This window comes from Streptomyces sp. NBC_00483 (assembly GCF_036013745.1).
In the GTDB taxonomy this organism is placed as follows: domain Bacteria; phylum Actinomycetota; class Actinomycetes; order Streptomycetales; family Streptomycetaceae; genus Streptomyces.
In genome coordinates this window covers 336399-352956 of the sequence record NZ_CP107880.1, presented here as the reverse complement: position 1 = coordinate 352956, position 16558 = coordinate 336399, and the positions used below count along the sequence as shown (strand labels likewise).

Sequence of the window (16558 nt, the reverse complement as noted above, 5' to 3'; positions counted from 1 at the left end):
ATGGGTAGGGTCGCCGGCATGACGACCTTAGGTTCGCTGCGACTGCCTGACGGATTCCTCGACGTCTTCACCAGCCGGCTCGTGGAGGTGAACGGGCTGCGGCTGCACGCGGTCACCGGTGGGGACGGCCCGGCGCTGCTGCTGGTCGGCGGGTGGCCCCAGACCTGGTACGCCTGGCGGGAGGTGATGCCCGCGCTCGCCCGCCGGCACACCGTCGTCGCTGTCGACTCGCGCGGGGCCGGGCTCTCCGACAAGCCCGACGACGGGTACGACGCGGGCACGCTGGCCGCCGATCTGGTCGCGTTGATGGCCGCGCTCGGGCACGACCGGTTCGACGTGGTCGGCCACGACATCGGTACGTGGACCGGATACGCCCTCGCCGCCGATCACCCCGAGCGGGTGGGCCGGCTCGCCATCCTCGAAGCAGTGATCCCCGGCCTCACGCCGTCCCCGCCGTTCTTCGGCCCGGACGCGGCCAACCTGAGGCTCTGGCAGTTCGGCTTCAATCGGCTCACCGGCCTCAACGAGGAACTGGTCCGGGGGCGGGAGCGGCTCTTCTTCGGCTGGCAGTTCGCCACCAAGGCCGCCACGCCGACCGCGATCCCCGCGTACGCCGTCGATGTCTACGTCGACGCGATCGCCGCGGATCCTCGCGCGCTGCGGGCGAGCTTCGCGTACTACCGAGCGCTGGACGAGACGATCGCGCAGAACGAGCAACGCAGCAAGACCCGGCTGACGCTGCCGGTGCTCGCTCTCGGCGGCGCGCTGTGGAGCGGTGCGAATGCCGCCCAGACGATGCGGCTGGCGGCCGGCGACGTCACGGAGGTCGTTCTCGACGACTGCGGCCATTACCCGGCCGAGGAGCAGCCGGCGCGGTTCGTCGAGATCTTGGAGGACTTCCTCGCGGCCAACCGGTAGCAGGCACGCCACACGGCTGAACTTCGCGAACGACAGGGGGGCTCGCGCCGCGGCGCAGGGAGACGGCAGCGCAGTCGAGCGGGTTCCGCGCTCTGGCCGGCGGGCGCTACATGCGCAGCAATAGCTCGGTGATCTTCCTGTACTGCCGTAGTGCGAGCCGTAGTTCCTCTGTTTGCGCCTCGGTGTCCTGGTCCTGCCAGCCTGCGCGTAGGACGCGGCGCCGCTCCGCGAGGGTTTCGGTCAGGTGCGTGATGGCTTCGGCGAAGACGCTGTCGGCCTCTTCCACCGCCCGGTGCGGGCTGTCCACGAAGGTGTTGAGGGCCTGCCGGAGCCGCATGGCGAGCTCGTCCCGTTGGTCCCGAGGAAGCAGTGCGGGGTCGGGGGTGCCGGGCGTGGTGAGGTCGTCGGCGCTGGTGGGCGGCTCATGGGGTGCGTGAGCCGGTTCGGTTCGGGGCGGTTGCGGGGCGTATCGCTTCGCGGGATCCGGGCTCTTGCTCTGGGGCTGTCGTGCGCGTTCCTGGTCGTACATCATCCTGTGCCGCTTCCCTTCGCCTGGCGCCGGCCCTGTGCCCACGGCGCGTGGCCGCGGTCGGGAGATTGCGGACGGCTCCGGGGCGGGTCCGTCGGCTGTTCGGAGACCAGGGCCTCGAAGAGGCTGCGGGCTTCGAGCATGGCTTCGCGTATTTCCTCGGTGCCGGCCCGGCTGCGGGCTGCTGTGTGCATGCTGCGGTAGCCGTGGGCACAGTGGGCGTGATGGACGGAGAGCGCAGCCATCTGCTCCTCGAACTGCTCACCGCCAGGGAAGCCCCGCTCCTCGGCCAGGTGCGACAGCAGCGCGTCGGCCTTGGTGGCAGCCGTCTGCGGCGACTCGACGAACTGTGACTGAATTTCCGCCCATTGAGCTTGGTAGCGCTCGCGTGCCTCAGGTGCCAGCGGCTTCGCCTTGAGGGGGCCGTATTGCTTCACCCGCTCGGCGAGCTCCCGCTCGGCCGCGGGGACGTAGCCGTCGTGGAGGGCGACGGAGCGGTCGTACTCGGGTCCGAAACGATGCTTCAGGCCGCGTCCGCCGCCGCGGGCTCGGCCGTGCCCGATGACGACCAGGGCTGCCGCCGCGATGACGAGTACGGCGATGACTACGAAGGTGGACATGGCTGCCCTCTTTGGCTCTTGATCCGTTGGCCGCTCTGCTGCATGCCCAACAATCCCTGTCGGTCAGCGTCGGAAGGCGTCTCCCGTCCGCCGATTCGGCGGGCAGGGCGGGGTGTTGGGACGGATCAGACGCGGCTGCGGCCGCGGCCGAACCGGCGTCGGTCACCGCTGTGCCCACGCCCGCGCATCAGGAGGCCGACGAGCCAGACGACCAGAAGTACCACCGCGACGTACCACAGGATCTGCATCATGAAGCCGAACCCAAAGACCACCAGGATCAGCAGAAGGAGAAGGATCCATAACATCGCCGGGCCTCCAGATCGCGGGAGTGGTCCGTGTTTCCGCGGGGTCCGGGCGAAGCGGGGGAGGTGGAATGCGTCGCCCGGTGGATCCGGAGTGGCATGGCCCTACGCCGTGCTGTCAGTCAACGCCTGGCAACTTCCCCTGTCAACGGCTTGTTGAGGCCGGCGGGCCGGGGGAGTGAAGCCGGGGCCGCAGGGGCAATCGGAGGCTCAACGGGAGGTTCCGCAGGTTCGGCCGACGGCAGGACGCGGTCCTCCCACCAGGACAGGCCCATGACGGTGGCGAGCAGGACAAAGGGGGTCACGGCTGGAACGATCAGCGTGTACATCATGCGTACCGCCTGGTCAGATGCGTGCATGCGGCGGGCAGCGCAACGGTGCCCGCTTGGAGCGCATCGAGGCCGTGCCGGGATCACCCGGTGAGTGCGGGCAACGGGAACGGCCACGCTCGTGACGCGGCGGGTTCCGGCAGCGATGCGCACGGTGCGCCCCCAGAGCGAGGGCGCGAGAGCTGTTCGGTGCTGCCGGGGGCTGGGGCGGCACGACGTACGCTAGCCCGCTCCACATTCCCTGACCAGGTGTCAAGTGGCCATCTACGTCGTACGGATACGTGGTGACGGCACGCCGTATCCGCAACCCGCGGGCGGGGCTACGCTGTTGAGTGAGGCCCCGGTCCCCGGCAGCGATGACCCGAATTTCCACGCCCGGGAGGCCCACCATGTTGGTCCTGCTGCTCGTCCTCCTCGTGGTCCTGTTCGGGCTCGGCTTCCTCAACTCTCTGTGGTGGGTGGCCGCGGTCGTTCTGGTCATCGCGTACGTCCACTACGGCCGGGACAGCGACGTGAGTTGGGGCCGTCGGAACGATTCCCGGTACGAGGGCTACGGGGAGTACCGGGACCACCGGGACCGCGAGGACCGCTGGGACCGCCGATACCGGCGCCAGCGCCGAGGCCGCAAACTGCGCCAGGACCGACGGGACCGCGAACGCCGCAGGTGACCTGAGGCCTGCCTGCCCGGACACACCGGATATCGGATCCTGACGCGGTCGTCGAGGCCCCGGCCGGGCCGCGCTCTTGCCTGTCAGGCGGGGTTTCCCGCCGAGGTCCGTGCGGCATCAGGGACCGGAACGGCGCCCGTGCCCTCGGCGACTGCGGCCTTCGCCGGTACCCCGATTCCGAGCTTCTCGAGGATCTTCTTCTCGATCTCGCCGGCGAGATCGGGGTTGTCCTTCAGGAAGTTGCGGGCGTTCTCCTTGCCCTGGCCGAGCTGGTCGCCCTCGTACGTGTACCAGGCGCCGGCCTTGCGGACGAAGCCGTGATCCACGCCCATGTCGATCAGGCCGCCCTCGCGGGAGATGCCCTGCCCGTAGAGGATGTCGAACTCGGCCTGCTTGAAGGGCGGCGCGACCTTGTTCTTGACGACCTTGACGCGGGTGCGGTTGCCGACCGCGTCCGTGCCGTCCTTCAGGGTCTCGATACGACGGATGTCGAGCCGCACCGAGGCGTAGAACTTCAGCGCGCGACCACCGGTCGTGGTCTCGGGCGAGCCGAACATCACGCCGATCTTCTCGCGCAGCTGGTTGATGAAGATGACCGTCGTCCTCGTCTGGCTGAGCGCGCTGGTGATCTTTCGGAGGGCCTGGCTCATCAGACGGGCCTGCAGGCCCATGTGGGAGTCGCCCATCTCGCCCTCGATCTCGGCGCGTGGCACCAGGGCCGCGACGGAGTCGATCACGATCAGGTCGATCGCGCCGGAGCGGATCAGGATGTCGACGATCTCGAGAGCCTGTTCACCGTTGTCCGGCTGGGACAGGATGAGGTTGTCGGTGTCGACGCCGAGCTTCTTGGCGTACTCGGGGTCGAGCGCGTGCTCGGCGTCGATGAAGGCCACTTGGCCGCCGGCCTTCTGCGCGTTGGCCACGGCGTGCAGGGTCAGGGTCGTCTTGCCGGAGGACTCCGGCCCGTACACCTCCACCACACGGCCACGCGGCAGACCGCCCACACCGAGCGCCACGTCCAGCGCGGTCGATCCGGTAGGGATCACCTCGATGGGCTCATTGGGCCGCTCGCCGAGGCGCATGACCGCACCCCTGCCGTATTTCCGCTCGATCTGTGCGAGCGCGGTGTCCAGCGCCTTTTCGTGGTCGGTTCCCGCCATGAGCTTTCACCCGGTCCGATTGTGTGGCACGCCGCACGTCGGAAGACGTGAGCGCCTACTGCCGACACCGGACGTCTCGGAGATCCCAGTAAACGAACATCCGATCGATTTGTGTGTCCAGTGAAAGGTACCAAACTGTGGGGGAGCGGGACGGGACGCGCGCCGGACCGCTCCGGACGCAGGCCGCGCCCCCGGAAGCGGGTCAGGCTCCGATCCACGCGGCCGTGGTCAGCGCACCCAGGGCCGCACCTGCCACAGTCTGCAACGCCGTGTGATAGCGCAGAGCCACTCGGGACCAGCACACCAACACCGTCACGGCGTACCCCGCCAGCCACCAAGGGCTGTGCACGACGGCGAGCAGGGCGACCACGGCCGATGCGACCGCCGAGTCGACGGAGATCTTCCAGACGGTGTTGACGCTCAACAGGACAACGGTCATCAGCCACAACCCGACCATGGCCCTGATGACGTCCGACGGCGCCTGCCCCAGCGTCATCAGGAGCGCGCCGGTCCCGACGGACGCCAGAATCACGAGGAAAATGGGCGCCCGCTTCTTGCGGTCCACCACATGGCGGTCGCCCCATGTTCCGCGTTTCCGTTCGAACTCGATATAGGCGGCGGGCACCACTCCCGCACAGAGCGCGCCGAGAAGTCCCCATGCCATGCCGGCGAGGCCACCCGCGACCGCTCCGATCCCGAGCATGCCGGCCACGAGTACGTTGCGCGGCTGCAGGATGTCGGTCACTGCACGGGCAACGCTGCTCGTGGACGTGCCGGGGCCCGTCCGGGCAAGGGGCGGATTCACTTGAGTCCTTCGTTCATCGGGCAACAGGAAGCGGTTCGTGGCGGCGGGCACAGGTCGCACCCGGCCGGCGTCCCGTCGGGCTAGCGTCGGATCGTCGCCGCCAGGGAACCCATGGTGAGGCGCGGCGTCTTCCGCGAATCGAGGTCGGGTTGGATCATCCGGTGCCCAACTCCCCACACCAGGGCGCCCAGTGCGAACCCGTACACCACGACCAGTCCGTGTCCGTTCTCCTGGGCGAACCACATCACCAGCCCGAGCACGGGTGCCGCAACAGCGAGCAGCCGGTCCTTGCGGTCCTTGGCGCGCAGCAGCAGACCGGCGGCCAGGGTCGCCGCGAGGAAGTAGGTGGCTCCCGAACTGCCCGCGAAGTTACGGGGATCGGTGCTGCGGCTCGCTTCCATGAACAGCGAGTCGATGTGCTGCGGAAGGAGGATCCCGGCCACGAACAGGCCGATCATCAAGGGCCCGCCCCAGAACCACTGTGCGAGGGCAGCGACCACGGCGAGGGTCGCGATGTTCCAAGCCCCGCCCAGGAAGCCGCCGTTCTGCATGAACACAGACGTGACCACGCGCCACCAGCCGGACTTGCCCGGATCCGCGTCGAAGGCGTCCATGGCCCCCGCCCAGCAGAGCTGGGTCACCACACCGGCGAGCGCCACCGCGAACACCGCGATGGCGGCCCAGGGCAGGCGCCGCTGCGGGATCGAATCCGGGCCGAGCAGTGCCAGTCCCGCCTTGAACATCAGCACCATGAGCGCTGCCGTGGTCACGTTGAACAGCAGATTACCCATGACTGTCTCCCCCGACGTCCGCATGCATGGTCGAATGCGGAGGTGACGCTACTGGACTTGTGCCAGTCGGCAGGGGTCGGATTCCGCAGCTGAGTCGCTTCTTTGCGAACTCTATGTAATGCCTCGGGTTCAGGCGCCGTCGAGAATCGTTCTCGGCGCCGACCACGGCTCCACGAGGGTCAGTTCATCAGTGGTCTTGAGACGGCACCGCACCCGTTACGGGGCAGCCCTCAGGGCAGCGTCCTGGAGCGCGTCAAGGCCGCGCGCGATGGCGATCTGTTTCCTGCTACCGGGCCGGACGCAGGCCAGGAGCCGACGGACGGGGGTCGTCGGGCCTGCCAAGGGCACGCGTCGGAGGGGCAGTCCCTGAGGGAGCGGTGCCTGTCGGGGGACGAGACAAATTCCGTGGCCGTGGGCGACAAGGGCGGCCACGGCAGTCCAGTCGATCGCGCTGTGTGTCACTCGCGGGGTGAACCCCGCGGCGGCTGCGGCATGCAGGAGGACCGGGTGTTGGTCCCTGGGGTCCCCGGCCTGGATCCAGGTCTCCTGGGCGGTATCCGGCAGACGTACGGTTTCACGGTCGGCCAGTGCATGGTGGTCGGGCTGCACGCAGAACGCGCAACGCCTGCAGCCGGGGATCGATCATGTGGCCTGGCGATCCCGGTGGGAGCCGTGGCCGTACTGATGATCAATCTGACGGCCCGGACCTCCTTCCGGGTCGGAGCCGCGGCAGCGATCGGAGCCACGACGGCGGATGCGTTCTACGCGGTGACCGCTGTCGTGGGAGGAGCGGCAGTGGCCACGGTGATCCAGCCGTTCTCCGAGCCCTTGCGGTGGATCGCCTTCCTCGTCCTGGCGCGCGGGTGCGGCCCGGCGACGTCGTCGCGGTGGTCGGGGCGGGCCCGGTCGGCGTGCTCGCGGCCGCCTGCGCCCGGCTCGCGGGGGCCGCCGAAGTCGTCCTCGCCGACAGCGACGCCGGGCGGCGCGAAGGCTTCACCGGTGCCGGACGGATCGTCGCCCCGGAGCAACTCGCCGACACGGTAGCCGAGTTGACGCGAGGGTGGGGAGCGCATTCCGTGATCGAGGCTGTGGGGTCGCCCACTGCCCTGTCCACCGCCGTCGGTGCCGCGGCTCCTCGGGCCACCGTCGCCGCGGTCGGCGTGCACCATGCCGAAGCCGCCTTCCCCGCGGGCACGGCCTTCGCCCGGGAGCTGACGGTGCGCTTCGTCGTGGGCGACCCGATCGACGTCCGCGAGCCGGTGCTCGCGCTGCTGCGTCACAAGCGGCTTGACCCGGCCGAGTTGATCAGCCACCGGCTGCCGCTGTCCGCGGCCGCCGACGCCTACGACCTGTTCGACCGCCGCGAGGCCTTCAAGATCGTCCTCGCTCCGTCCGAACTCTGACCCCGGCGGGCCTCGCCGAGACTCAGCCCGTCGTGGCAGCGGCCCGGGCGTTGCCCTCGGCCGACAGTTTTCGAATGTGCCGTACAGCGATGAACGGCACGCTCACCCCGATCAGATTGCAGTACGCCACCGCGGCGTAGAAGCCGTCCGCGCTGCCGGTGGCGTGTGCCGCCGCGCTGCTGACCGCGACGATCAGGCCGAAGTAGATGGTGTTGAGCACGATGGCCCGGAAGCCGCCGCCGGTCTCCTCCATGACGGTCAGTGAAGTGAGGACGGGGCCCTGGACGGCGTAGGTGAGCGCCACGGCGCCCAGGTAGTTGCCGGCGGCCGCGGCCACCCCGGCGTCGCCGCCGATCAGCCGCGCCAGGGGGTCGTGCACCGACCACACCAGCAACGCGATCGCCACGTAGGCCATGACGGTGACCTCGATGCCGCCGCGCATCGACGCACGCATGCGCTGCCAATCGCCCGACCCGCGCTGCTGGTTGATGGTGATCGCCGTGGCCGTGCCCAGTACTATTCCCGGCAGCAGCACGACGTTCTGCACGGTGGACGCGACCGTGAACCCGGCCACGGCGTCCGGGCCGTAGTTCCCGAGGACGCCGATGACCGCGAGGTTGTACGCGGAGATCACCAGGAGCGACATCGCGATGGGCACGCCGATGCGGCGCAGGTCGGTGAAGACTTCGCGCCGCCACACCAGGGCGGCCTGCGGATGCCACAGCTCGGTGCGGCGCAGCAGCACCAGGCCCATGGCCAGACCGGTCAGACCCGCTGTCGCCTCGGCGATGGGCACCGCCGCGATCCCGATGTCGGTGCCGAGCCCGAGGCCGGCCACGAGGCCGATCCGTACGCCCGCCGTCCAGACGACCAGCAGGGTGGCGTGCCGCACGTACCCGTAGCCGCGCAGGCTGGACGCGCAGAGCTCCGCCCCGATGGTCAGCAGACTGGCGGCACTGGTCCAGCGCAGGAAGGAGACGAACGTGTCCCGCTGCTCGGCGTCGACATGGAAGAGCCCGGTCAGCAGGGGAGCCGCGATCGTGAGAGCCAGGTACAGGACCGCGCCGAGCCCGAGCCAGACCCTGGCCAGGCTGGCGGCGTTCGCCATGACGTCCCGGGGACGCCCCGCCCCCTTGCCGATCGCGGCGGCGACCTGGTTGGAGACCGCGAAGCCCACGGTCACGGCGAGGACGACGAGGCTGACAGGCTGATACAGGGAGCGAACGTAAATGGCGTCGCCCCCTATACGCCCCAGGATGGCGACGATGCCGAGCTGGACGGCGAAATTGAGGGACTCGGCCACGAACAGCGGGACGGCGAGGCCCGAGATGGTGCGCCACACGCCCCTTCTTTCCTGCGTGGCCAGGGAAAACATACGGACCTCCGGGGGTGCGACGGCTGGGCGTGAAGGAGCGGGAAGGAGCGAGAAGGAGGGGGGAGAAGTCGCGGGACGCTATCGACATTCACCGATGAATGACCATAGGTAGCGCCCGGTTCAGGCCGCTGCCGTGTCGAGCCGGCACACGCTCAGATACCCCAGGCGAGGGTCGTAGTCGGCGAGGACGACCTTCCGGTCCGACGTCCGCGGGGTTCTCGCGCAGTGCTCCGACAGCGTGGCCCACAGCCCGGTGCACGGCAGTCCGGCGGGGACGGGCAGGACCTCCGCGCCGACACCGGCCTTCGCCCAGTACGGGGCGAAGGCCGGCCGGCAGATCGAGGTGACGTCCCCCGCCTCCTCCGCCTCGGCCCGCAGCAGGTTGACGATGTCGGACGTCGACGCCCCGGGGTGCTGACGGATCCTGGGGGAGCCGCACACCGAAAACGTTCGTGCCGTCGGGGTGAGCGCTCCGACTGTTTCGAAGCGTCCGCGACGGCATCAATGTCTCCGGCTGTACTTCAGCACCGCAGCCGCGCTCGTCGCCGCGCTCATCCGGGCCGGCGGCGAACACGCTGTGGGCGGCGGTGGTCAAGCAGCCCAATGGGCAGGTCGTCGTCCAACAGGACTCCGCCGCCCGTCAACAGGGCTCAGGCGTTGCCCAGGCGGGTGCCCAGGGCGCGGATGATCTCGGTGCCGAGGACGGCCTGGCCTCGGGCGTTGAGGTGGATGCCGTCGGTGCTCCAGATCGACTCGTCGCGCTCGGTCGGGTGGCTGTGCAGGTCGACGTGGACGGCGTCCAGGCGCTGCGACACCGATCGGATCCTCCGCGACAGGACGGCCAGGCGCTCACGGGCCACGTCCCGGTATCGCGCGTCGAAGTACGGGTTGCCGATGATGTCGAAGAAGCCGGCGGTCACCAGCGTGCCGGCGGTACGCAACGGGGTGAAGAGGGCTTCGAGTTCGCCCTCCGCGGCATCCGGGTCGAAGGTTTTGCGCAGGCCGTCGTTCCCCCCGCACAGCGCGATCACCAGGTCGGGTCCGAAAGCCAGCGCGGACTTCAGCTGAGTCTCGCGTACCTGCGCGGTCACCAGTTCACGCCGACCCAGGTTGAGGTGTTCCAGTTCCGGCCGCACTTCGCGGAGAGCGGCGATCACCAGGCTCGACCAGGGGCCGGTGCGGTAGCCGGGGCGCGACTCGCTGACGCCCCGGGCGACGCTGTCTCCGACGATCACCAGCCGGGACCACGGGGCGCCCCGGAGCAGTGCCGCTCCCTCGGCCGATGACACCACATGCGGGTCGTTCCTCTCCGTCATCTGGATCGTTTCCACGTCCCCATCCCCTCCTGAGCCCGGTGCCCTGGTCGTCGTCGACGACGACGTCATCGACGGTGGCATCCGGTGTCCGTGCCCGCTGGCGGAAAAGCGCCATCACGCGGTGCCGTGTCCCAGGCAGTGTCGGTCTCGCCGGCAGGAGTGGGCCTGAGCTGTCCGTGTCAGCGGAATTTCAGGGCGCTACCACCCGGGGCCTGAACGATGAGACAGCACTCCGTCGCACCGCCGGTGCGTTCCCAGCTCTCGGAAGGAGCGAGGTGTGTACAAAACGGCCGGGACAGACCGACACAGCTTCCTGAGTCACGACGACGTCGACACGGTCGCCTGCTACCTCACCCGCACGACACATCCGCGGCGCGGCCTGTCCTGGAGCCGGTCGTGACCGCGACGGGCACGCCGGGCACAACCGACCTCGGCCAGGGCCCCGGCCAGGCGCCCGGCGTACCCTCCCTCACCCGGCAGCTCGCCGAGTGGTCCGCCGGCCTGCGCCACGCGGATCTGCCCGGGCGGATCGAGGAGTACGCCACCAGCCAGGTCATGTCGCATCTCGCGGTGCTGCGGGCAAGCCTGGCGCACCCCCTGGGGCACAAGCTGGTACGGGCCTTCGGTACCCCGCTCATGGCCGACCCCTGCCAGGCGGCGCAGGTCATGGCCGCGCTGTCCTCGTGCCTCTACTACGAGGACAGCATGTACGCGGGCCATGTCACCCACGCCTCCGTCGGCGTCCCGCTGGCCTTCCGGCGGGTGCAACGGCTCAACGGGCGGACCCTGCTCACGGCGGTCGTCGCCGCGAACGAGTGCGCCGCCCGGGTCACCGCCGCCTGCGCGTTGGGTCCGCTGCGGGGGCAGGGGACCTCGTACACCCAGCTCGTAGGTGCCGTGGCGGCCCGCCTGCACGGCGCCCGGGCCCCGGCCGGGATGTGGACCAACGCCTGGGGCCTGGCCCTCGCGATGCCGCCATGGCCGCTGCGCAGAGCGCTGCTCGGCAGTGAGGCGAAGGTTCTCTCGGCGGCGACGCCGGTGCGGACCGCGCTGGATGCCTGCGACGCGGCGGCCGCGGGGCTGCGGGGCGCGGAGGACATCCTGGAGCACCCTGGCGGCCTGCTCGCCAAGTTCTCGGACGTGCCGTCGCCGGAGGCGGTCACGGCCGGACTCGGCACGCGCTGGCACACCGAGACGCTCACCTTCAAGCTCAATCCGGCGGGGGCGTACGTGGACGCGGCCGTCGACTGCGCCTCCCAGCTGCACGCCCGGCTCTCCCGGGAAGACCTCCACGACATCGAGGAGATCGTGGTCTCGGCGGCCCGGCTGACCATCGCCATGGACCAGGACGGAGCCCCGTATGTGGACCGCGACCGGTCGGCGATCATGGCGCTCAACGTCTCCGTCGCCTACAACGTGGCAACCGCCCTCACCACCGGCGCCGTCGTACCGGCGGACCTCGCGGAGCCGGCGACCGCGGACCGTCTGCGCTGGTCCCTCGCGGACCGGGTGCGGCTGGAGTACGACCCCGGGCTGAGCCGCGAAGTGCTCCGCGGGACCGCCCCGTTGGGCGAGGCGCTGCGGCAGGCGGGAGAGAACGGCAGACGGTGGCTCGTGGCGGTCATGGGGGAGGGCATCACGGCCACCGCCGACATCGCGGGACCGCCGAGCACCACCTTCCAGAAGGCCGACAAGGCGGTGGGCGCCCGGCTGCGGATCACCCTGCGCGACGGCCGGGTGCTCACCGCCTCGTGCGGGCGGCCGAAAGGGGCGGCCGGCCCCGAGACGAGGCACGTCCACCGTGAACTGGTCCGGTCCAAGCTCGCGTCGTCCGGAACCTCCACCGAGGTGATCAATGGCCTGGACCGGCTCGCCTCGCTGACCGCACGCCAGGTCGACGCGCTAGTGACCAGAACACTGTCCGAACCGCTGCCCACAGCCGAAGCCAATCCGGCCTCGATCCGCTGAGCGCCAGAGCGCCAGAGCTCCAGAACGCCAGAAGGGGGAATCGCACGATGTGCGACCACGCGCCTAACGACGATTACGTACCTGACGACCACACAACTTCCCGCCCCATACCCAGGTTCGCCTATCCCACGAAGCGGACCGACCCCCTCGTGCCGCCCGACGCATACTTACAGGCGCTGCGCGAGGAGCCGGTGTGCCCGATCACCCTTGCGACCGGCGACCCCGCCTGGTTCGTGGCCCGCCATCAGGACGTACGGACCGCGCTGTCGGACCCTCGGTTCAGCAGGGAGGCGCTGTTCCGCCCCGGCGCCGCCCGCGCGCAGGTGGTCGAGCCCGACCCGGACAGCATGATCACCATGGATCCCCCGCGGCACACCCGGATCCGCAAACTCGCCAACCGGGCCTTCAGCCCGCAGCGCGTGCGGCGGATGCGGCCGTACGTGGAGGAGGTCACCGCGGAGCTGCTCGACGCCATGGAGGCCGGCCCGCCCGCGGGCGACCTCCTCGAGTTGTACGCCCGCCCGCTCGCGCTGCGCGTCATCTGCCGCATCCTCGGCGTCCCGTTCGAGGACTACGACAAGTTCGGGGCCTGGTGCGACCGGTTCATGTCGCTCACCAAGTACCCGCCCGAGGAGATCCAGCGGGCCAACGACGACATGCGGGCCTACTTCGCCCGGCTGATCGGCCACCGGCGCGAGGAACCCGGCGACGATCTGATCAGCGCCCTGGTGCACATCCTCGACGAGGAGGGCGAGCCGTCCGAGCAAGAGATCGTCAGCCTTGGCGCGCTGCTGCTGCTCGCGGGGCATGACACCACGGTGACCGTGTTCTGCGCCGGGACGGCGACCCTGCTCGGCAATCCCGACCAACTCGCGCTGCTGCGCGCGGATCCCGCGCTCTACCCGCACGCCGTGGAAGAGCTGGCGCGGCTCAACGTCCCCGGCGGCGGGACCGCCATCCGGATCACGACGAGCGACGTGAAGCTGGGCGGCACGGTCATCCCCGAGGGCTCGGCGGTGCTCGCCTCGGTCGGCGTCGCCAGCCGGGACCCCGAGGTCTACCCGGAGCCCGACCGCTGCATCATCGAGCGCGAGAAGCGCACCCAGATGGCCTTCGGGCAGGGCCCGCACTTCTGCATCGGCGCAGGTCTCGCCCGCCTCGAACTCTCCGTCGGCCTGCGCGCCCTGTTCGAGCGGTTCCCGCGGCTGCGGCTGGCGGTGCCGGCCCAGCAGCTGCGCTGGAAGGACTTCGCGCTCCTCGGGGGTGTGGAAGAAATGCCCGTGGCCTGGGATTGATCACGCGATGACCGCGCCCCCGGACGCGCACCCGTCCCCGTCCCCGTCCCCATCCTCGTCCCCGTCCATGTCCTCGGCTCCGCCCGCCGTCGCGTTCTTCGACGTCGACGAGACGCTGATCTCGGTCAACAGCATGTCCCGCTTCCTGCGCCACCACTTGCGGGTCGCCGGACGGTCGCGCCCCGCCCTCGACGAGGCGGTGCGCGGCTTGCGGACCCTCGCGGCGCGCGGTGCGTCCCGGCCCGAGCTGACGCGCGCGTACTACCGCCTCTACGCGGGCTGCGATGCCCGGGAGCTCGCCGCCCAGGGCCGTGCCTGGTTCGCCGAGGAAACCCGCGCCGGCGGCCTGTTCCTGACCGCCACCGTGGCGGCGTTGCGGGAGCACCGGCGCCGCGGTGAGACGGTCGTCCTCGTCTCGGGGTCCTTCGCGCCCTGCCTGGATCCCCTCGCGGAGTGGCTCGGCGCCGACGAGGTGTTCTGCGCCCGACCCGAGTCGATCGGGGGCGTCCTGACCGGGGGTCTTGACCTCGCGATGCTCGGCGAGGAGAAGGCCGCCGCGGTGCGCGCCCTGCTCCGTGCGCGCGGGGTCCGTGCGGACCGCTGTCATGCCTACGGCGACCATGCCTCCGACCTGGCGATGCTGCGTGCCGTGGGCCATCCGGTGGTGGTGGGCGCGGATCCGCTTCTGGCCCGGTGTGCCAAGGAGTACGGGTGGCGGCGAATTCCTGCCAGCGCCGGCCCCCGGAGCTTGCGAGATTGGGGCGAACAGCGGCCGTCGATCGAGGGACGTACATCGAGGGACGTACGACGAAGGAGTGGAGACGCATGAGCCGGAACCCGGATTCGGCTGCCCGGCAGCCGAGTTACCCGGTCGTGGTGACGCTCGCGGCGGGCGCGATCTTCCTGTCGATCCTGGACGCCACCGTGGTCAACCTCGCGATGACGGACCTGCACAGCAGCTTTCCCGGCGCCTCGGTGACCGACCTGACCTGGGTCATCTCGTTGTACGCCATCGTGTTCGCCGCGTGCCTCGCCCCCGCGGGACGCCTCGCCGACGTGCTGGGGCGGCGCCGTCTGTACGTCTGCGGCATGGGCCTGTTCACCTTCGCCTCGCTGCTGTGTGCCGCGGCCCCCGCTCTGCCGGCGCTCCTTGTCGCACGGGGGCTGCAGGGACTGGGGGCGGCGGCCATGATCCCGGCCTCCCTCGCCGTGCTCCTCGCCGATGTGGCCCCGTGGCGCCGAGGGGCGGCGATCGGGCTGTGGAGCGCCGCGGCCTCCGCCGCGGCCGCGGCGGGGCCCAGCCTCGGCGGCATCCTCATCGACACGGCCGGCTGGCGCTCGGTGTTCCTCGTCAACGTCCCCCTGGGCCTCGCCCTGCTCGCGGGGATCAGGGCGGTTCGCGCACCGGCACGCAGCGGGCAGCGGCTTCCCGACCTGTTCGGCACGCTGTTTCTCACGGCCGGCACCGGGCTCCTCGTGCTCGGTGTCACCCAGGGGCGGGAGTGGCACTGGGACGACCCGCGCACGCTGGGCTCCCTCGTCGGGGGCCTCGTCCTGTCGGCATGGGCCCTGCTGCGCGCCAGGCGACACCCGCGGCCCGCCCTGCAGACCAGGCTGTGGCGCAGCAGGCCGTTCGCGCTGGCCAACCTCGTCTCTCTGTTCTTCGGCGCGGCGCTGTACGCCTGGCTCCTGGTCGGGGCGCTCTTGTTGGTGAACGTCTGGCACTACCCGTGGATCTCGGCCGGTCTGTCGATGACGCCGGGGGCGCTGCTGTCCGCGGGGGTCGCGGCGATGGTGGGACGCTCCCTGAGCCGAAGCCGCCCGCACCTGGTGGTGTTCTGCGGCGCGCTGACGCTGGTGGCGGCCGGACTGTGGCTGGGCCTGACGCTCTCCTCGCAGCCCGCCCTGTGGAGCATGTGGATCCCGGTCGGCCTGCTGGCCGGAGCCGGCATCGGCGCCGTCAGCACCGGGGTGTCCAGCGTGGCGGCACTGTCCGTGGAGCCGGCGGACTTCGCCGGTGCCACCGGACTCAACCTGGCGGTACGGCAGATCGGTGGCGCCCTGGGCATCGCGGCGGTGGCCGCCATCCTGCCCGTGGCGACCTCGTCCGACCCTGCCCCGTACCGACATGTGGTGCTCTTCTGCTGTGCCGCGGCTGCCGTCGCGGGTCTGCTGGGCCTTGGCCTCGCCCGGCGCCGCGGCCGCCCCGCGCCGCATGCCGTGCGAACTGCCGCGTCCGCGCTCGAAGTTGATGCCGTCGGTGGCAAGGAACCACAGCCGTGACGGTCTCCGACCACGACCCGCAGTACTGCAAGTCGGCCTCCCTCGCCCGCATGCCCTGGCGGCGCTTCATCGTGCTGGGCGACGGCGGCGCCGAGGGCCCCGGGCCCGCCCGCGGTTGCGGCGACCCGCACTGGGCGGACCATGTGGCCGAGGCGCTGAGGTCGGTCCGGCCGGACCTCGCCTATCTCAACCTGGGTCGGCACGAACCCTCGACGGCCCAGGTCCGGGCCGGCCAACTGGCCCGTGCGCTGGCGTTCCGAGGAGACCTGGCCGCGGTCGTCGCCAGCGGCCGGGAGGCAGCGCGCGAGCCCTTCGACATCGACGCCGTCGAGGCGGAGTTGAGCAGGATCGTGGGCCCGCTCCGGAGCTCCGGGGCCGATGTGCTCACCCTCGGACCGTACGGACCGGGCCTGTCCGCCACGTCGGCCGAGGAGCAGCGGAGCGGACCGCGGCGACGGCGGCGGATCCTGGCGGAGCGCACCCGCGACCTCGCTCTGCGGCACGGCGCGCTGTACGTCGACGTACCGACGCGGGCCGCCACGGCCGGCGGCCGGAGTGTGGCCGCCGCGGTCATCCACCGCCTGGCGGACCACCTCGACGCGACCCGAAACGCCCGTTACTGAGGCTTCATGAGTTCAAGCCCAGTATTCGAACCCACCGGCCCGACCGCAGCCCTATCGGACCGAACCGAAGTGTGTCCCATACCAATCCGGGTGCGCCCGCACTACGAAGTATGGTCGAGAACACACGTCAGTCACTTCTCACGTGGCAAAAAACCGGGGGTTCGCATGCAGGT

18 protein-coding genes are annotated in these 16558 nt (G+C 70.6%); 8 read left to right on the top strand and 10 right to left on the bottom strand.

All coding sequences use genetic code 11. The annotated features are described in order from the left end of the window. Positions 1 to 18: 18 nt before the first annotated feature. Complete coding sequence (locus OHA73_RS01730) at positions 19 to 918, top strand: alpha/beta fold hydrolase (RefSeq protein WP_267072458.1); 900 nt, start codon at positions 19 to 21, stop codon at positions 916 to 918. A 106-nt stretch (positions 919 to 1024) separates the two neighbouring features. Here the strand turns inward: OHA73_RS01730 and OHA73_RS01725 are convergent, their stop codons facing one another. The 3 genes from OHA73_RS01725 to OHA73_RS01715 all read right to left on the bottom strand — a co-directional run bounded on the left by OHA73_RS01725 (position 1025) and on the right by OHA73_RS01715 (position 2372). Next, positions 1025 to 1450, bottom strand: a complete 426-nt coding sequence (locus OHA73_RS01725) for a hypothetical protein (protein ID WP_327653908.1) — start codon at positions 1448 to 1450, stop codon at positions 1025 to 1027. After that, positions 1447 to 2067, bottom strand: a complete 621-nt coding sequence (locus OHA73_RS01720; protein ID WP_327653907.1) for a hypothetical protein — start codon at positions 2065 to 2067, stop codon at positions 1447 to 1449. The genes OHA73_RS01725 and OHA73_RS01720 overlap by 4 nt, the downstream gene beginning before the upstream one ends. Positions 2068 to 2192: 125 nt before the next feature. Continuing rightward, on the bottom strand, positions 2193 to 2372 hold the full coding sequence (locus OHA73_RS01715; protein WP_267072461.1) for a hydrophobic protein: 180 nt from the start codon (positions 2370 to 2372) through the stop codon (positions 2193 to 2195). A 715-nt stretch (positions 2373 to 3087) separates the two neighbouring features. Here OHA73_RS01715 and OHA73_RS01710 point away from each other — a divergent pair. Then, on the top strand, positions 3088 to 3366 hold the full coding sequence (locus OHA73_RS01710; RefSeq protein WP_266718085.1) for a hypothetical protein: 279 nt from the start codon (positions 3088 to 3090) through the stop codon (positions 3364 to 3366). A gap of 83 nt (positions 3367 to 3449) precedes the next feature. Here OHA73_RS01710 and recA read toward each other — a convergent pair whose 3' ends face one another. From recA to OHA73_RS01690, 4 genes are all read right to left on the bottom strand, one after another. Next, the gene (gene recA, locus OHA73_RS01705) at positions 3450 to 4526 is read right to left on the bottom strand and encodes a recombinase RecA (RefSeq protein ID WP_327653906.1); all 1077 of its coding nucleotides are present in this window, start codon (positions 4524 to 4526) and stop codon (positions 3450 to 3452) included. A 202-nt stretch (positions 4527 to 4728) separates the two neighbouring features. Further along, positions 4729 to 5331 (bottom strand): hypothetical protein, encoded by a 603-nt coding sequence (locus OHA73_RS01700; RefSeq protein WP_327653905.1) that lies wholly within the window; start codon positions 5329 to 5331, stop codon positions 4729 to 4731. Positions 5332 to 5411: 80 nt separating this feature from the next. Continuing rightward, positions 5412 to 6122 carry a hypothetical protein gene (locus OHA73_RS01695; protein ID WP_267072463.1) on the bottom strand — a complete coding sequence of 237 codons (711 nt, stop codon included), beginning with the start codon at positions 6120 to 6122 and terminating at the stop codon, positions 5412 to 5414. Positions 6123 to 6338: 216 nt separating this feature from the next. Then, entirely contained in the window at positions 6339 to 6731 is a 393-nt protein-coding gene (locus tag OHA73_RS01690) for a LysR substrate-binding domain-containing protein (RefSeq protein WP_327653904.1), read from the bottom strand. A gap of 35 nt (positions 6732 to 6766) precedes the next feature. Between OHA73_RS01690 and OHA73_RS01685 the strand changes: the two genes are divergently transcribed. Further along, the gene (locus OHA73_RS01685; RefSeq protein ID WP_327653903.1) at positions 6767 to 7525 is read left to right on the top strand and encodes a zinc-binding dehydrogenase; all 759 of its coding nucleotides are present in this window, start codon (positions 6767 to 6769) and stop codon (positions 7523 to 7525) included. 22 nt (positions 7526 to 7547) lie between these two features. On the opposite strand, the gene OHA73_RS01680 is transcribed toward OHA73_RS01685, so the two are convergent. From OHA73_RS01680 to OHA73_RS01670, 3 genes are all read right to left on the bottom strand, one after another. Then, a complete protein-coding gene (locus tag OHA73_RS01680) occupies positions 7548 to 8867 on the bottom strand; it encodes an MATE family efflux transporter (RefSeq protein ID WP_327653902.1) in 1320 nt (439 codons plus the stop codon). Positions 8868 to 9020: 153 nt separating this feature from the next. Beyond that, positions 9021 to 9341 carry a hypothetical protein gene (locus OHA73_RS01675; RefSeq protein WP_327653901.1) on the bottom strand — a complete coding sequence of 107 codons (321 nt, stop codon included), beginning with the start codon at positions 9339 to 9341 and terminating at the stop codon, positions 9021 to 9023. Between the two features lie 209 nt (positions 9342 to 9550). Next, positions 9551 to 10231 (bottom strand): SGNH/GDSL hydrolase family protein, encoded by a 681-nt coding sequence (locus OHA73_RS01670; RefSeq protein WP_327653900.1) that lies wholly within the window; start codon positions 10229 to 10231, stop codon positions 9551 to 9553. A 381-nt stretch (positions 10232 to 10612) separates the two neighbouring features. On the opposite strand from OHA73_RS01670, the gene OHA73_RS01665 reads away from it, so the two are divergent. The 5 genes from OHA73_RS01665 (at position 10613) to OHA73_RS01645 (ending at position 16385) form a co-directional block, all read left to right on the top strand. Then, positions 10613 to 12184 carry an MmgE/PrpD family protein gene (locus tag OHA73_RS01665; RefSeq protein ID WP_266718098.1) on the top strand — a complete coding sequence of 524 codons (1572 nt, stop codon included), beginning with the start codon at positions 10613 to 10615 and terminating at the stop codon, positions 12182 to 12184. A 149-nt stretch (positions 12185 to 12333) separates the two neighbouring features. Further along, complete coding sequence (locus OHA73_RS01660) at positions 12334 to 13479, top strand: cytochrome P450 (RefSeq protein WP_266718100.1); 1146 nt, start codon at positions 12334 to 12336, stop codon at positions 13477 to 13479. A gap of 67 nt (positions 13480 to 13546) precedes the next feature. After that, positions 13547 to 14308, top strand: a complete 762-nt coding sequence (locus OHA73_RS01655) for an HAD family hydrolase (RefSeq protein WP_266718102.1) — start codon at positions 13547 to 13549, stop codon at positions 14306 to 14308. Further along, positions 14305 to 15762, top strand: a complete 1458-nt coding sequence (locus tag OHA73_RS01650; RefSeq protein ID WP_266718104.1) for an MFS transporter — start codon at positions 14305 to 14307, stop codon at positions 15760 to 15762. Before OHA73_RS01655 ends, OHA73_RS01650 begins: the two co-directional genes overlap by 4 nt. Continuing rightward, positions 15759 to 16385, top strand: a complete 627-nt coding sequence (locus tag OHA73_RS01645; RefSeq protein WP_327653899.1) for a GDSL-type esterase/lipase family protein — start codon at positions 15759 to 15761, stop codon at positions 16383 to 16385. The genes OHA73_RS01650 and OHA73_RS01645 overlap by 4 nt, the downstream gene beginning before the upstream one ends. The last annotated feature ends 173 nt before the right edge of the window (positions 16386 to 16558 follow it).

Bases quoted from the DNA above. Each gene is read 5' to 3' on its own strand.
- OHA73_RS01730 (WP_267072458.1), top strand. From the start codon at position 19: ATGACGACCTTAGGTTCGCTGCGACTGCCTGACGGATTCCTCGACGTC.
- OHA73_RS01725 (WP_327653908.1), bottom strand. From the start codon at position 1,450: ATGATGTACGACCAGGAACGCGCACGACAGCCCCAGAGCAAGAGCCCG.
- OHA73_RS01720 (WP_327653907.1), bottom strand. From the start codon at position 2,067: ATGTCCACCTTCGTAGTCATCGCCGTACTCGTCATCGCGGCGGCAGCC.
- OHA73_RS01715 (WP_267072461.1), bottom strand. From the start codon at position 2,372: ATGTTATGGATCCTTCTCCTTCTGCTGATCCTGGTGGTCTTTGGGTTC.
- OHA73_RS01710 (WP_266718085.1), top strand. From the start codon at position 3,088: ATGTTGGTCCTGCTGCTCGTCCTCCTCGTGGTCCTGTTCGGGCTCGGC.
- recA (WP_327653906.1), bottom strand. From the start codon at position 4,526: ATGGCGGGAACCGACCACGAAAAGGCGCTGGACACCGCGCTCGCACAG.
- OHA73_RS01695 (WP_267072463.1), bottom strand. From the start codon at position 6,122: ATGGGTAATCTGCTGTTCAACGTGACCACGGCAGCGCTCATGGTGCTG.
- OHA73_RS01685 (WP_327653903.1), top strand. From the start codon at position 6,767: ATGTGGCCTGGCGATCCCGGTGGGAGCCGTGGCCGTACTGATGATCAA.
- OHA73_RS01655 (WP_266718102.1), top strand. From the start codon at position 13,547: ATGTCCTCGGCTCCGCCCGCCGTCGCGTTCTTCGACGTCGACGAGACG.
- OHA73_RS01650 (WP_266718104.1), top strand. From the start codon at position 14,305: ATGAGCCGGAACCCGGATTCGGCTGCCCGGCAGCCGAGTTACCCGGTC.